The following is a 14,394-nucleotide window of genomic DNA, read 5'->3' on the forward strand; positions in this document are numbered from 1 at the left end:
GGGATTTCCCGTCAGTTCTTCGTCGCGGCGCGGATCTCCGCCATCACCTTCGCCGGCGTCGCTGGCAAGTGGTGGATGCGCACGCCCGCAGCATCGCGGATTGCGTTAAGGATCGCCGGCGCAGTCGGGATCAGCACATGCTCCCCGAGCCCCTTGGCGCCGTAGGGCCCATGGCCGTCCTCGACCTCGACGATCAGGGTCTCGACCGGCGGAATGTCGCCGAAGGTCGGGATGAGGTAATCGTGCAGGTTCTCAGTGCGTCCCGGAACGAATTCCTCCATCAGCGCAAACCCCACACCCTGGGCGATGCCGCCTTGGACCTGCCCCTCGATCAGCAGCGGGTTGATCGCCCGGCCGACGTCATGGGCGGCGGTGAACTGCCGCAGCTTGACGGTGCCGAGCGCCATGTCGACACTGAGTTCGACCAGATGCGCAGCATAGCCGAAGACCGCGTACGGATGCCCCTGGCCGTTCGCGTCGAGCGGTTTTGTCGGCGGGTCGTAGCTTTCCTCGGCCATGATGACGTAGCCATCCGCGTTGGCAGGCAGGGCTTCGGCAAGATGGACCGTCCGGCGCACCTCGCCGTCGGCGAGGCGGATGACACCGGCCCCGATCTTAATCTCGGCATCGTCCGAGACATTGCCGAGCCGCAGGATCTGCTTTCTCAGCGCTTCGCCACAAAGCTTGGCGGCATTGCCGGAAACATAGGTCTGGCGGGAGGCGGAGGTCTTGCCGGCATCGGGCGTCAGGGAGGTATCCGGACCGACGAGCCTGCAGGCAGAGACGGGCACGCCCAGCGCGGTCGCGAAAATCTGGGCGATGACGGTGTTCGAACCCTGGCCGATATCGGTTGCGCCCTGGTGCAGTACGACGGTGCCATCGGCGCGGATGCCCGCCTTGATGATCGAGGGGTTGGGCAGCGAGGTGTTGCCGCAGCCGTACCAGCCGGACGCGACGCCGATGCCCCAGCGCAGCGGACTGCCGGAACGCGCGGCCTCGGCGTTGAGATCCTTTGCCTGCGCGCTGGCGCGATCCCAGGCCGGTTGCAGGGCCTCCAGACAGGCGCCGATGCCGACGCCCTTGTCGAAGACCTGGCCCGTTACCGTCGGCTGGCCGTTGTCGAGCGCGTTTAGCCGGCGAACTTCCAGGCGGTCCATGCCGAGCTTCAGCGCCAGTTCGTCAAGCAGGGACTCCTGGGCCACGGCCGCCTGCGGCACGCCGAATCCGCGGAAGGCACCGGATGGCGGACAGTGCGTGTGGATCGCCCTGCTTTGCGCGCGATAGTTCTCGATGAAGTAGGGGCCGGAGGCATGTACCGGCACGCGGTTGGCGACCGTCGGCCCCCAGGAGGCATAGGCGCCGGTGTTGAAATCGCCGTTGAAATCAAGGGCAACAATCTTTCCGTCTCGCCTCGCACCGATGCGGATCGTGATCTCGCTGGGGTGGCGCTTTGTAGTGGACTGCATGGATTCCGTGCGGGAATAGGCCATGCGCACCGGCCGGTTGGTGAGCCAGGCGGCAAGACCGATATAGGGCTGCATGGAAAGATCGAGCTTGGAGCCGAAGCCGCCGCCGCAGGCCGAAGGCACCACGCGCACGGCCTCCGGCGACAGCCCCATGATCTCGGCCAAGCTGTCGCGGTCCATGAATGGTGCCTGCGTGCAGCCATAAATTTCCAGCCGATTGGCATTGCGAACGGCATAGCCGGCTTCCGGCTCGATGTAGGCGTGCTCGACGAAACCGGTTGAAAAATCGCCCTCAACGACGATGTCGGCGGCGGCGAAGCCGGCTTCGACATCCCCGCGCTTGACGAAACCGCCGCACATCACGTTGCCCGGGCGGTTCCCGTGGAGGAGGGCTGCGTCCGGCGAGAGCGCGTCTGCGACAGTCATTGCCGGCTTGCGCTCTTCCCAGGCGATCGGGAAACGATCGAGATCGAGTGCGGCAATCGCGTTCGCCTCACCGACGACGGCCGCGACGGCCTCGCCCCGGAAGCGCGCGACACCCTCGGCAAAGACCGGCTGGTCGGCAAAGGGCGGGATGACGCCGAAGCAGTTCTTGCCGGGAATGTCCTTGGCCGTCAGCACCAGCTCGACGCCGGAATTGGCCCTGCGCCAGGCCATAAGATCGCCGAAGGCGAAAGCCGCATGCGGATAAGGCGAGCGGACGACGCGAAGCGCCAGCGCATCATCGGGCGCAACATCATCGCCGAAGGCCTCGCGGCCCGTGACCTTTGCAAGCCCGTCGACGCGGACAATGGCCGCGCCAACGCCGCCGTCGGTTAGCATTGCGGGTCTTTCGTGCGCGCCGCCGGCATCGAGGATCGCGTCGATGATCTTGCGGTAACCGGTGCAGCGGCATAGCACGCCGCCGAGCGCATCTTGAACGACGGTCTCGTCCAGCGGCCCACAGGAGCGCAGCAGCGCGGTCGCCGTGACGATCACGCCCGGCGTGCAGATGCCGCACTGGGCCGCGCCATGGCGCTGGAAGGCTTCGGCGAGACCTTTTGCGACCGCGTCCGTGTCGACAAGCCCGCGCAGCGTCTCGACCGCACGGCCATTGGCCTGCGCCGACGCTGTGGTGCACGAGCAGACGGGCTCGCCGTCGAGGAGTATGGTGCAGGCGCCGCAGTCGCCGGCATTGCAGCCGACCTTGACGTCCTTGCAGCCGAATTCCTCTCGCAGCGTTTCGGAAAGCCGGCGTGCGGGATGCACATGGGCAGCGACGGCTTTGCCGTCGAGGATGAAGTTGACTGCAACGGCATTCGCCGCGATCTTGGCTTCAGCGATCCGGTTCATGCCGCAAGCTCCCCGGCTGTCGCAAGCGCTGCGCGCAAGGCACGGCGGAGCAGCTCTGTTGCGGCTTCGAGCCGATAGGCGCGATCCGCGCGCACGTCGTCGATCGGCGAAAGGACGGAAAGGTGGCGCAGTTCGACGACAGACGCCAGGATCTCGCCGTCCATCGGCTGGCCCGCAAGCTCGCCCTCCAGTGCCTCTATGCGGCGGGCGACCGGCGAGCAGGCGCCGACGGCGATTCTCGCCCGGGCGACGCGGCCCGAGCCGTCGGTTTCGAGCAGAACGGCAACCATGGCGATGGAGATCACCAGATATCTGCGGGCGCCGAGCTTCAGGAAGGCGGAAGCGGCGTCCCGGTGCGGCACGAGGATGGCAGTCACCAGTTCGCCGGGGCGCAGAACAGTCCTGCGAACGCCGGTTATGAAGGCAGACAGTGGAACGGTGCGGCGCCCCTCGCATGAGGCAATTTCGACCTCGGCGTCGAGCGTCAAAAGCGGCGGCACGCCATCGGCGGCCGGCGAAGCGTTGCAGATATTGCCGGCGATCGTACCGGCGTTTTGAACCTGCAGCGCACCCACTTCGCGGGCGGCGGCCTGCAGGCCATAAAAGAGTGGGGGAGGGTTTGCGCGCGCCACATCGCTCCAGGTGGTGGCCGCGCCGAGGCGCCAGCCATCGCCCTCCCTTCGAATTGTGCGAAGCTCGTCAATACGGGAAATATCGATCACATCGCGCGTCGCCGGGCGGTCGCGAAGGGCAGGGTAATAGTCGGTGCCGCCGGCCAGCACGTCATGCGGGCCGGATGCGAGGATCGCGATGGCCTCCTCGCAGCTCCGCGGAGTGTAATAGCGCATCTCTGTTCCCAATTTTTTTATTTGTATACGAATAAGTATCGGATGACATCCCTACGCTGTCAAGCGAGCTTTTGGAGTGGTGCCCGCAAGCTTACCGGCACGAATATGGGCGTTACTACAATGATTTACGCCCCGGGTTACAGCGGACTTCCCGATGGGGCTTTCCTTTGTCACCACGTTGTCGCATAAAGTCTAAACGGGCAATTCGGCGAAACTCAAAAAATCAGGTGCCGACGAGACGGTCAATCGCATCGAATGCTGTCCGCAGTTCATTTGTATACAGGCAAAATTTCAGAGAAAATGCGAGAAGACCGAGCCGTGGCGGAGAAGAGAGAGAAGAAAGCAGCGTCGATCGGACCAGAGGCGCCGCGCGACTACGTGCTGCACGAACAGATCGGTTTCTTTCTTCGCCAGGCGAACCAGCGCCACGTGGCGATCTTCGCGAGCCTTATCAACGACAAGCTGACGACGACCCAATGGGCGGCGCTGACGAAGCTCAAGGAAATCCAGCCCTGCTCGCAAAACAGGCTTGGGCGGGAAACGGCGATGGACGCGGCGACCATCAAGGGCGTTGTCGACAGGCTGGTCAAGCGCGGCTTCGTCAGCACCCTGCCGGACAGCAACGACGCGCGCCGGCTCGTCCTGTCGCTGACCGAAGATGGGCTCGAAGCGATCTCGCACAATGTCGTCGCAGCGCTTTCGGTTTCGGAACAGACGCTGAGCCCGCTTACGGCGGGCGAGCGGCTGATGCTGCTGGAGCTGTTGCGCAAGATCTGCTGAGATCATCAGATCCCGACATATCTGTCGAGCAGATGCGGATTACCGCGAAGCTCATCGACCGGAACCGTCGCCTGAACCCGGCCGTTCTCCACGAAGGACACGCGATCGGCGACCGACAGCACGGCATCGACGCGTTGCTCGACCAGCAGGATCGCCTTGCCCTGGTCGCGCAGTCTGAGCACCACATCGCGGATGGCGGCGATCATCGAGGGCATCAGTCCCTCGGTCGGCTCGTCCAGCATGATTACAGACGGATCGATGCAAAGGGCGCGTGCGGTGGCCAGCATCTGCTGCTCGCCACCGGAAAGCGTTCCCGAGACCTGATTGAGTCGCTCGCGCAAGCGGGGAAAGAGGGTCAGTACCTGCTCGAGAATATCGCGCGAGGTGTTGCGCGTCATCAGCCCGATCTCGAGATTGTCCCGGACGGTAAGCTCCGAAAACAGCCGCCGGCCCTGCGGCACGTAGCCGATGCCGTGCCTTGGCACTTCATGAGCGGGAAGGGCAGTCAGTTCCGCACCCGCAAGCCTGATGCTGCCGGAACGCGCCGGCAGGAGACCCATGATCGCCTTCAGCGCGGTCGTCTTGCCGGCGCCGTTGCGGCCGAGCAGGCAAAGCACCTCGCCGGCACCGACCGATAGCGAGAAATCCTTCAGCGTCTGGCTGGTGCCATGATAGACGTTCAGCCCGGAAACACTCAGCATGGCTCAGGATCCCAGATAGGCCGCCTGCACGGCGGGATTGGCACGGATGACTTCCGGCGTGCCGCTGGCGAGGATTTCGCCGGCGTTGAGCACGGTGATCGTATTGGCAAGCTGCATGACGACGGGCATGTTGTGCTCGATCAGAAGGATCGTCGCAGTTTCTGCGATCTCGCGGACGAGGGCGCAGAAATTCTCGATCTCGCCGTCGGAGAGCCCTTGGGTAGGCTCGTCGAGTATCAGCAGTTTCGGTTCGAGGGCAAGGCCCATCGCGACCTCCAGGAGCCGTTGATGGCCGTAGGAAAGTTCGCCGGCCCTAGCGGCTGCACGATCCTGAAGTCCGACGCGTCGCAGCGCGAAATGGACCCGCTCTGAAATCTGTTCGCGGTGCAGCGGGGCGAACGGCTCCTTCGTGCGGCTGAGGGCACTTTGGGCAGAGAGCGCGACGTTTTCGTAAGCACTGAGTTTCGAATAGACGCTGGTGATCTGAAACGTATAGGCGATACCCTGGCGTACGCGCTTGAAGGCGGGCTCGCGCGTGATGTCGCGGCCGAGGAATTCGACGCTGCCTCTGCTTGGGGCGATGCGGCCGGAAAGCAGCGAGACGAAGGTCGTCTTGCCGGCCCCGTTCGGGCCGATGATCGCGCGGATCTCGCCGGCCTCCAGCTCGAAATCGACATTCTGGACTGCTTTCAGACCCCCGAAATTGCGAGACAGGCCCTTGGTGCTGAGTAGCGTCACGGCAGCCATGATACCCACCTTTCGCGGATGGTCCCGATAATGCCCTTCGGGAAGAACAGCACGAGTGCGATAAGCGCCAGACCGGTTATCAGCAGGTAGGCGGCGGTGTATTCGCTGGCGATATCGATCATGTAGAACATGGTGATGGTGCCGAGCAGCGGCCCGAGAACCGTGCCTGCGCCGCCGAGCAAGGTGAAGAGCAACGCGTCGATCGAATATTGGATCGAGGCGAAGGACGAGCCGACATAGGCAAAGAGGAGTGCATAGGCCGAGCCTGCCATCGCAGACAGCGTGCCGGAGATTACCAGCGCCTTCAGCTTGATCCGGAACGTGTCGTAGCCGAGCATCAGCGTGCGCGGCTCGTTTTCGCGGATCGCGACCAATGTGCGGCCGGTCGTTCCGCGAACAATGGAGAATATGACGGCGGTCGTCAGCGTCAGCAGCGCCAGCGCGATATTGTAACGAACTGTCGGATCGGTGAGATCGAAGCTTGCGCCGAAAAGCTCGAAGCGGCGGGCCGCTTCCGGCATCACCAGGCCCTCGTCGCCGCGGGTATAGGTGGTAAAATAAAGGCTTGCGAGATAGGCGACCTGCGCGAACATCATGGTGACGATCATGAAGGCGACGCCGCTCGTTCTCAGCGAGATCAGCCCGATCAAGAGCGACGCGAGAAAACCCGAGCCGGTGCCGGCAACGAAGGCCGTCGGTACGCTCCATCCGAGATGATAGGCCGTCAGCCCCGCACCGTAGAGCCCGGCAGCGAAGAACAGCGCATGACCGAGGCTGAGCAGCCCCGCATAGCCGAAGAGCAGGTTATAGCCCATGGCAAAGACTGAAAGCACCATTATACGGGTGATCGCCAAGTGGTGGTAAGCTGGCAGGACGAACTGCAGAACAAAGAGCGACACGATGACGAGCAGATGGAGCCCGGCGGCCTTGGTGAAGCTTGGCGCTGTCATCGTGCCTTCGCTCCGAAAAGGCCTTCGGGTTTGAAGACGAGAACAAGCGCGACCAGCAGCGTCGAGATCATCTTGGCGAGCGTCGGCGAGAAGAAGACGGAGATGATGCCGTCGCTAAGGCCGATGATCAGCGCGGCGATGACCGTGCCGCGCAGGCTCCCGAGGCCGCCGATGATGACGACGATGAAGGACAGCAGCAGCGGATCGAGCCCCATCAGGTAATGCGCCTGCCGGATCGGTACGATCAGCACGGCCGCAATCGCCGCGAGCATGGCGCCGGCAGCGAAGACATAGCCGTAGACCTTGCCGATCGGGATCCCGAAGGCCTGCGCCGTTTCGCGATCGAACTGGGTCGCCCGCATGATGAGGCCAAGGCGCGTTTTCGTAAGGATATACCAGCAGAGGCAAAGCAGCGCGATGGCAGCGGCAATGACAAAGAGATTGTAGCCGGAATAGCCAAACCACGGGAACTGGACGCGGAAGAAGAAGGGCGCCTCGACCGGGCGCGCATCCGGGCCATAGAAGATCAGCACCGTCTGCTGGATTACATAGAGCATGCCGATGGTGGCCACGATCGTCGCTTCCGGATCATATTCCAGCCGCTTTAGGATCAGTCGCTCGCAGGCATAGGCGATTGCGCCCACCAAAAGCGGGCTGATGACCAGAGCCAAAAAGAACCCCGCAGCCGGATTGGACGATAGGAGCGATGCGGTCCACCAGGCGATGACGGCGCCGAGCATGTAGAATTCGCCATGCGCGACGTTGACGATGCGCATGACGCCGAAAACCAGGCTCAAGCCGAGAGCCGTCAGCGTCAGCACCGCTGCCTGTAGCAGGCCTTCGAGTGTTGCCAGCAGCAAAAAAGGGCCGAGATCCACGACAATGTCCTCTGCAAGGGGTTATGCCAGCGCCTCGCACAGGAATGCACAAATCCGGCACCCCGCGCAACGCCGCACGTGTGGCCGTCCCGGTCGCGTTGCGGCCGGACCGGACCCGAGCACAATTGGCCGCGACGGGATTGCTCTTAAGCTGCCGCGGCTCTTTAGCCCTTTTTAGGCTAGAGGGACATTTTCGTGTAGTCGGCACTGACCTCGTAGAGGCCGTCCTCGATTGCCGTCCTGTGGACGACTTCGAGGCGCCCGCCGGTCACCTTGGAAATATTCTGGTGACCGTAGCACTGGTGGTTCTTGCCGTTGAAGGTCTTGTCGCCCTGCGGATGTTCGCGGCCCTCATCGAATTTCTGGATCGCCTCCATGGCCTCGATGAAGCCCTGCTTGTCCTTGGGCGTCTGGCCATCATAGCCGCTGGCTTCCATCGCCTGCTTGATGGCAAAGAGCGACTCCCAGCAGCCGAACATGTGGGAATAGGTCGAGATGTCCTTGGGATCCGAGGTGCTGGCGCCATTGGCGTCCACGCCGACCATCTCGCGGTAGAACTTGTCGTACTCTGTCTGATTCTTCTGGGCGTAGCGCGGATTGCCTTCCCAGAAATAGGTGTCTTCCAGGAATTCGAGCTGCGGCGTCGCAAGGTCAACCGCCTCGAGGCTGTCGATGAAGCCGAAGATCTGCGGCCGGCTGGAGCCAAAGAACTGACCGAGCTCCTTGACGAAGGTGAGTACCGCCGGGCCGACCATGACGTGGTAAAGCACTTCGGTAGAGGAGGGGATCTGCGGCAGATAGCGGGTGAAGGAGGATTCCGTCGGCGGGATGGCGATGAGCCCCGCGACCTCGCCGCCCTGCGCCTTGATCGCCTCGGAGAAATAATCGCGGTGATCGTGGCCGAAGGCAAAGTCAGGGAAGATCATTGCAACCTTCTTGCCGAGATTCTTGGAGATCCACGGCGCCATCGCGATGACCTGCGAACGCACATCGGTAATGCCCGGCTGGAAGACATAGCGATTGAGCTTGCCGGAGGCCACGTGGTGGCCCTCCGAGACGACGACATAGGGCATCTTCAGTTCGCCGGCGCGCGGCGCAGATCCGATGACCACATGCGAAAAGAGGGTGCCGTAAGCCACGTCGACCTTGTGCTGGGTCGCGAATTTCTCAACGACTTCGGCGCCGCGCTTCGGATCGGTGCCGTCGTCCTCGATGATGACCTCGACCGGCCGGCCGTTGATGCCGCCGCCGTCATTGATGACCTTCACGGCGGCCGCCGTCACGCGCTCGTACCAGCGCCCGTAGGAGGCGCCGATGCCGGTACGGTGGAGCTGGAGGCCGATCTTCACCGGCTCTGACGTGCCCGCCTGACTGTAGCGGACAAAGCCGGGCATCGCCTGTGAGGCCAGGCCCGCACCGGCGGCAGCACCCATTCCCTGCAAGACCGAACGTCTGGAGATGCCCTTTTGGGGCTTGATAATGCTGTTGGACATTGTTGGTTCCCCTGTGCTGAAAGCGGACGTCTGCCGTCTGTTTATACCGTGTCAGATCGTTCGTTTGCCAACAAATCACGAGAAAATGTAATTGACAAGGGTCAGGCGTCTGCGATCCTTCATGGAGGTTGAAGAGCCCGTTCCCATCGCTCACTTCAGGCTCTCGACGATCGTTACGTCCTCCTCGCGCATAGCTGCCAGTTGGCAGTCGCCCGAGCCGCAGAGGCTGCCCCCGAAAAGCCGGCGGAATGACGCTGGCTTGCAAGCCCGTACAGGCGGCATCGGGCAACCCGAAATCAGTCGCAAGCTTGGACAACATGGGCTTTGCGGGATACCGCGTTCGGCAAAGAGAACCGCCATACCCAATCAGGGCTTCGCGGTCGTTTTGGAAGAAGGCGGAATGGCTGCCGACTATGCGCATAAGCCCTTGCGGATCACGATTTGTCTTCTTGTCAGGCGTGCCCGCCGTGAGTTGTCGCGCAGTCAAGGGACGCAAAGATCCGGCGTCTGCCGTGATAAGGCGTTGCTATCATGAGGCAGGCGCCACCGTCGTGGCTGCTGGCATAACAAATCGCTCGCAGGCTGCCTCTCCTCGGTAAGGACAGCTTTGGCATGACGCTACCAGCTCTTCGAGCTTGAAGGCAACCTCGTCGCCATCCGCTACGGCAAGATTTCCGCCAGGGTGGATGTCGATGACGAGCGGGCTGATTGGCTGGCCCTGCCGCATGCGGCATTTTCGCGGGTCGGCATGGACATTCCCCCCTTATTTGTGTTCGTATGCAAACAATAATCTGCGGGGGCAGGGATGAGGATCAGCGTTCCTTGGTACACTGGATTTTCCGCCGCGCGTGGGGGCATTCCGTCGATCCTTCCGGTTTTGCAAAAAGGCGCGGCTCTTGCCAGCGGCAGTGTGGCCATAGCCGTCTCATTTGCATGCCCCGCTTTTGCCCATGGCAGCGAACGCGGTTTCGTCATGCTGCTGCCGACCGGCTATTACCGAACGGGCGGGGCGCTGGCGGTCGCTGCCTCCTTCGTGACGCTCGCCATCGTACCCGCGGCCTGGTTCAAAGCGCTCACGCGCGTTGAACTGACCTGTGCGCGGCTGCCTTGTGTACCCCGGAATGGCGCCAGTCTCTTCAGTTTCGCGCTGCTCGCGGTCCTATTTGCCGCCGGCCTTTTCGCCACGCCGGATCCGCTCGAAAACCTCCTGCCGCTGACGATCTGGACGGTCTTCTGGGTCGGATTCACGCTTCTGCAGGCGCTTTTCGGCAATCTGTGGCCGTGGCTCAATCCCTGGACGGGGCCGCTTGCGGCGCTAAGGACCATGACAGGCAGCCATCTCGCACGGACGGCGCTCGTCACCTTGCCCAAGACCGCAGGCCACCTGCCGGCATCGCTGATGTTTCTGTTGATCGCTTGGTACGAACTGGTTTCCCTCGCGCCTGACAATCCGCCGGAATTGGCCGTCGCGGCTGCGATCTACTGGCTTTTCAATCTCGTTGCGATGATCGTTTTCGGGCAAGGCGAATGGATGCGGCGAGGAGAGGCCCTGTCGGTCTTCTTCCGCTTTGTCGGCATGGTCGCTCCGTTTTCGGGGCGTCGAAGACGGGGCCGCCGTTGGCTCGTGCTCACATGGCCTGGCCGGCGCTCTGTCACCGGGGGTCCGCTCTCCATCAGCGCCACGCTATTTGTGCTACTGACGCTTGCCACTGTCTCCTTCGACGGGTTTTCGAAGACCTTCACGTGGCTCGGATCGATGGGCGTCAATCCGCTCGAATTTCCCGGCCGCAGCGCGATGATGACGGTCAATATGTTCGGGCTTCTGGCCGCATTTACCGCGCTTGTCGTCGTCTTCTATCTCGCCGTATATCTGGGAAACCGGGCTGCAGCTTGGCCCCACCGGGCGGCGCTCGCGGCTTCGGCCGGGCTGTTCGTCGTCTCCATCATTCCAATCTCGATCGCCTTTCACGCTGCCCATTACCTGACGGTGCTGCTCGTCAATGGCCAGTATTTTGCCGCCGCGATATCCGATCCCTTTTCGCTCGGATGGAATTTGTTCGGGACGGCGCATCTGCATCCGACGACATCTTTTCTCACCAATCTGGAAAGGGTTTCGATCCTCTGGACGGTGCAGACCGTCATCGTGGTGGCGGGACATATCGCCGGCATCACGCTCGCCCACATGGTCGCAATCGAGCAGTTCGGTACAACGAAGGGCGCCGTCCGCAGCCAACTTTTTCTTGCCGCAGGGATGGTCTTCTACACGGTCTTCGGCTTATGGCTGCTGTCGACACCAGTGGCGGGATAGCAAAAGAAAGTGCGCCGTCTCCATCGGCCTTGTGGAACGCCAACCGGTCGTCGTCGACGAGGTTCGAGGTGAACTTCTCCAGCAACACCAGACAATCCTTAGGCCCGTGTGCCAGAAACAGGGTTTTGTTCCTGCCCCTTTAATTAAGCAGGAAACACTCTCATGCGCGAACACTAAGCACCTGTGTGAGGGGTAAAACCTTAAAGTTGGAGAAAACGAAGCCTCTTGTTTCATTTCGGCATTGTCACCAAAACTGTTCTGCGAAATGCTCGTCAAATAATGATGAGTTGAGAAGATGCATGGTTTTGCCGGTACGCCGGCAAATTTAACGCCGAAGACCTTCAGAAGTCCGCGGATTTCGTTTTCAAGGTCGATGCATTTCCGCTGCATGACCTTGCGGCTCGTGAGCGGCGCACGGATGTAATTTCGACGCTCTTAACATGCACCCGACTGTACCAACCTAATCGCAGCAGTTGGGCGATGCCGCGAGCGTCGTGTTTGTCGGTTTTATTCCGCATAGCCGAAAGTGCGCCATTGACCTGGCGAGCCTCGATGCACACCACATCGAAACCTGCCTCCGTAATCCATATGGCCAGATGTTGAGTGAGCGTGCCAGCTTCGCCCTACCTGATGGACCGGTTCGCCAAACTCGCGCAAGCAGCGAACCAAGTCGGGCACGTCAGCTGGGACGGACCGCTCGAGCCGAACCTTCCCCATCTTGGTCAACCGCAGAGTATTCGTGGGAAGCGCTCGTCCAGTCCCTCTGACTCTTAATCAGCGGGTCGAAGGTTCGAGCCCTACATCACCCACCATTTTCCCTATAATGCAGGGCTTTCAGTAGAACCGTAAGAACGAACTAACGTTTCGTGAGGCGGCTGTTTTGCTCTACGCCGCCTCACTGCCTTAATGCATGCTATCCAGCCAGTCGGACTGCTGTTACCCGCGCCTAGGCGTGAGCGTGAGGATGATGAACATCCCAGACTGCCCATAGCGATATCGCAGCGACGAGCACTCCCATGATGACGGCCGTCCACATCGCTGCTGCGCTGGCCGCAAAGCCGAGCGCCCACGGCGAGGCAATCAACCATAGGCCGACGACGAGGTTTGCCCATTCCTCCCATTCGGCGAAAGCCGAAAGCGCCGTGATCGCCAGGGCGCCGAGAATGATGCCGACGATCCATGCGTTCCAGGTCGGCGCGGCTTCAGCCGCAAAGCCGACAACCCATGGCGAGATGAACAAGCATACCGCCAGGACCAGGTTGACCCAATCCTGTATCCTTCTTCCTTCCATCAGTGTGTATGGCATAACAACCTCCCAGCATGATGCCTAACAAAGCATCATTCCCGCGTGCACTGCACGCCTATTAATATAAGTAATTTCTGATATTCATCATTCAAGTGGCTGCGCCGGTGAGGTCTTCGCGTCGTACGGTAATCTTCGTCTTCATGATGAAGACCGGAGTTGTTCGACTCACGCCATTGATTTTGCCGTTTTGTGTAACATGTTCACGGCATTGCCAATTCCTATCAGGGGAAATCGATGCCGAAATCCATGCTTGCCTTCGCCTGCCTCGCGGCACTGCTGCTTTCGTCTTGCGGAAATACGGCCTGGGGCCTGAAGCGTGACGGCCAGGAAGCGAGCCGCGCGATGGATGACGCGTCGCATCGCGTGCTGTCCGCTGGGTCGAAAAAGAGGTAGATGTTGGGCTAAGCGAGAGGACAGCATCTGCCTGTCCCTCGCTTTCGCGTTTCACTCTTGATTCTACCGCAGCGATGCTGCTGACGGAGTGATTGCCGGTTCCTTCGGCGAGAAGATGATGAAGGCGAAGAGCAGAGCGCCGGCGAAGATGATCAGTGACGAAACAGCGACGACCGGCTCCATGGCCGCATTCCCCCGGAGCATCATGTAGAGCGCCGGGACCAATACCGTAAGGCCCGCCGTGTAGATGTAATACTGGACCATAGCGATGCGGCGTTCCGCTTTCTTAGGGTTCAGTGCATGATACCCTCCGAATATCGCCATGCTGACCCAGCCCAAGAGATTACAGTGGGCATGGGCGCCGATGACTGTATGATCGTGAGAAATGGCCATGTTCAAACCGATGGCGATCCCGATAATGAAGAAGACGATTGCCGTCTTAAAGTAAAGTTCTGCAACGCGCGGCATTTGTTCCCCCTGTGTTCCAAGCGTGTAAAGAATACCATTTCCTTGCGGGTGGGAAAATGCAGAAGGTGAAAGTAAATCCACACCTCTTGCAGAGAGAGACGCGCTGCTCTCCTCGCAGCAGCGGCTCTTTGCTTAGCAAAGGCGGCCCCTGATTTCGTCTTCTGTCCGTGAAGTATGGTTAATTTTTTAACTATCTCGGGATATGACGGAACGGAAGTGTGCCGCCGGCCGTTAAGGCGGCGAACTGGAGGAGCCCATGATCTTTAAAATTGTCACCGCCAAATCCGAAGTCGAAACCGACGACACCGGCACCTATCCTGACGGTATCTTCGAATCGAACCGCATCGATTTCAGCGCTCGCCGTAATGACCGCTATCCTTCGTCGCATGAACGTGATTATAGTCCGAGCCGCAAGGTTGCGGTAATCCCGCTGGGTCTTGCCTGAGCCGGTTCAGGCGATCTTTTCCGTCAGTGCGCGGAATGGAAACTTGCGGCTGCATTCGCAGCGGATAATGTAGGTTTCCTGGAAGTTCGAGGATTTTTGCTCGAAGAAGCCTTTGGGCAGTTGATCGATACGAAATGCGGGGTGCTTGCGCGAAGGGTGGTCGTCCTCCGAGGCCTCGGCGAAACCGGTATTGCCGCATTGCGGGCAGGTCAGCTTTTTCGAAAAACGGTCTCGTGCGGCCATCGGCTTCCTTTTCATTCTTTCGTCGCGTCATACAGC

15 protein-coding genes are annotated in these 14,394 nt (G+C 61.1%); 4 read left to right on the forward strand and 11 right to left on the reverse strand.

Annotation, left to right across the window (positions count from 1 at the left end; genetic code table 11):
• Positions 1-11 precede the first annotated feature (11 nt).
• Positions 12-2,798 (reverse strand): molybdopterin-dependent oxidoreductase, encoded by a 2,787-nt coding sequence (locus BLP23_RS13415; protein WP_092585319.1) that lies wholly within the window; start codon positions 2,796-2,798, stop codon positions 12-14.
• Positions 2,795-3,646 (reverse strand): FAD binding domain-containing protein, encoded by an 852-nt coding sequence (locus BLP23_RS13420; protein WP_092585320.1) that lies wholly within the window; start codon positions 3,644-3,646, stop codon positions 2,795-2,797. Before BLP23_RS13420 ends, BLP23_RS13415 begins: the two co-directional genes overlap by 4 nt.
• A 300-nt stretch (positions 3,647-3,946) precedes the next feature.
• Between BLP23_RS13420 and BLP23_RS13425 the strand changes: the two genes are divergently transcribed.
• Positions 3,947-4,426, forward strand: a complete 480-nt coding sequence (locus tag BLP23_RS13425; protein ID WP_092585321.1) for a MarR family winged helix-turn-helix transcriptional regulator — start codon at positions 3,947-3,949, stop codon at positions 4,424-4,426.
• 5 nt (positions 4,427-4,431) lie between these two features.
• On the opposite strand, the gene BLP23_RS13430 is transcribed toward BLP23_RS13425, so the two are convergent.
• From BLP23_RS13430 to BLP23_RS13450, 5 genes are all read right to left on the reverse strand, one after another.
• A complete protein-coding gene (locus BLP23_RS13430) occupies positions 4,432-5,127 on the reverse strand; it encodes an ABC transporter ATP-binding protein (RefSeq protein WP_092585322.1) in 696 nt (231 codons plus the stop codon).
• 3 nt (positions 5,128-5,130) lie between these two features.
• Positions 5,131-5,874: an ABC transporter ATP-binding protein gene (locus BLP23_RS13435; protein ID WP_092585323.1), complete on the reverse strand. Its 744-nt coding sequence runs from the start codon at positions 5,872-5,874 to the stop codon at positions 5,131-5,133.
• A complete protein-coding gene (locus tag BLP23_RS13440; protein WP_092585324.1) occupies positions 5,862-6,824 on the reverse strand; it encodes a branched-chain amino acid ABC transporter permease in 963 nt (320 codons plus the stop codon). Before BLP23_RS13440 ends, BLP23_RS13435 begins: the two co-directional genes overlap by 13 nt.
• Positions 6,821-7,702, reverse strand: a complete 882-nt coding sequence (locus BLP23_RS13445) for a branched-chain amino acid ABC transporter permease (RefSeq protein WP_092585325.1) — start codon at positions 7,700-7,702, stop codon at positions 6,821-6,823. Before BLP23_RS13445 ends, BLP23_RS13440 begins: the two co-directional genes overlap by 4 nt.
• A gap of 179 nt (positions 7,703-7,881) precedes the next feature.
• On the reverse strand, positions 7,882-9,195 hold the full coding sequence (locus BLP23_RS13450) for an ABC transporter substrate-binding protein (protein WP_092585326.1): 1,314 nt from the start codon (positions 9,193-9,195) through the stop codon (positions 7,882-7,884).
• Positions 9,196-10,000: 805 nt separating this feature from the next.
• Here BLP23_RS13450 and BLP23_RS13460 point away from each other — a divergent pair.
• On the forward strand, positions 10,001-11,503 hold the full coding sequence (locus tag BLP23_RS13460) for a hypothetical protein (protein ID WP_233426694.1): 1,503 nt from the start codon (positions 10,001-10,003) through the stop codon (positions 11,501-11,503).
• 341 nt (positions 11,504-11,844) lie between these two features.
• Here BLP23_RS13460 and BLP23_RS35275 read toward each other — a convergent pair whose 3' ends face one another.
• Positions 11,845-12,099 (reverse strand): transposase, encoded by a 255-nt coding sequence (locus BLP23_RS35275; RefSeq protein WP_208603153.1) that lies wholly within the window; start codon positions 12,097-12,099, stop codon positions 11,845-11,847.
• Positions 12,100-12,449: 350 nt separating this feature from the next.
• Positions 12,450-12,809: an SPW repeat protein gene (locus BLP23_RS13470; protein ID WP_092585328.1), complete on the reverse strand. Its 360-nt coding sequence runs from the start codon at positions 12,807-12,809 to the stop codon at positions 12,450-12,452.
• Between the two features lie 234 nt (positions 12,810-13,043).
• On the opposite strand from BLP23_RS13470, the gene BLP23_RS13475 reads away from it, so the two are divergent.
• Positions 13,044-13,202, forward strand: a complete 159-nt coding sequence (locus BLP23_RS13475) for a hypothetical protein (RefSeq protein WP_039845264.1) — start codon at positions 13,044-13,046, stop codon at positions 13,200-13,202.
• A gap of 63 nt (positions 13,203-13,265) precedes the next feature.
• Here BLP23_RS13475 and BLP23_RS13480 read toward each other — a convergent pair whose 3' ends face one another.
• Positions 13,266-13,670 carry a hypothetical protein gene (locus tag BLP23_RS13480; RefSeq protein WP_092585329.1) on the reverse strand — a complete coding sequence of 135 codons (405 nt, stop codon included), beginning with the start codon at positions 13,668-13,670 and terminating at the stop codon, positions 13,266-13,268.
• Positions 13,671-13,926: 256 nt separating this feature from the next.
• Here BLP23_RS13480 and BLP23_RS13485 point away from each other — a divergent pair, with 256 nt between their 5' ends.
• Entirely contained in the window at positions 13,927-14,115 is a 189-nt protein-coding gene (locus tag BLP23_RS13485) for a hypothetical protein (protein ID WP_092585330.1), read from the forward strand.
• Between the two features lie 6 nt (positions 14,116-14,121).
• On the opposite strand, the gene BLP23_RS13490 is transcribed toward BLP23_RS13485, so the two are convergent.
• Positions 14,122-14,358 carry a hypothetical protein gene (locus BLP23_RS13490; protein ID WP_092585331.1) on the reverse strand — a complete coding sequence of 79 codons (237 nt, stop codon included), beginning with the start codon at positions 14,356-14,358 and terminating at the stop codon, positions 14,122-14,124.
• Positions 14,359-14,394: the final 36 nt, after the last annotated feature.

Origin of the sequence: Rhizobium mongolense subsp. loessense (genome assembly GCF_900099775.1) — a bacterium.
GTDB classification, from domain to species: Bacteria; Pseudomonadota; Alphaproteobacteria; order Rhizobiales; family Rhizobiaceae; genus Rhizobium; species Rhizobium loessense.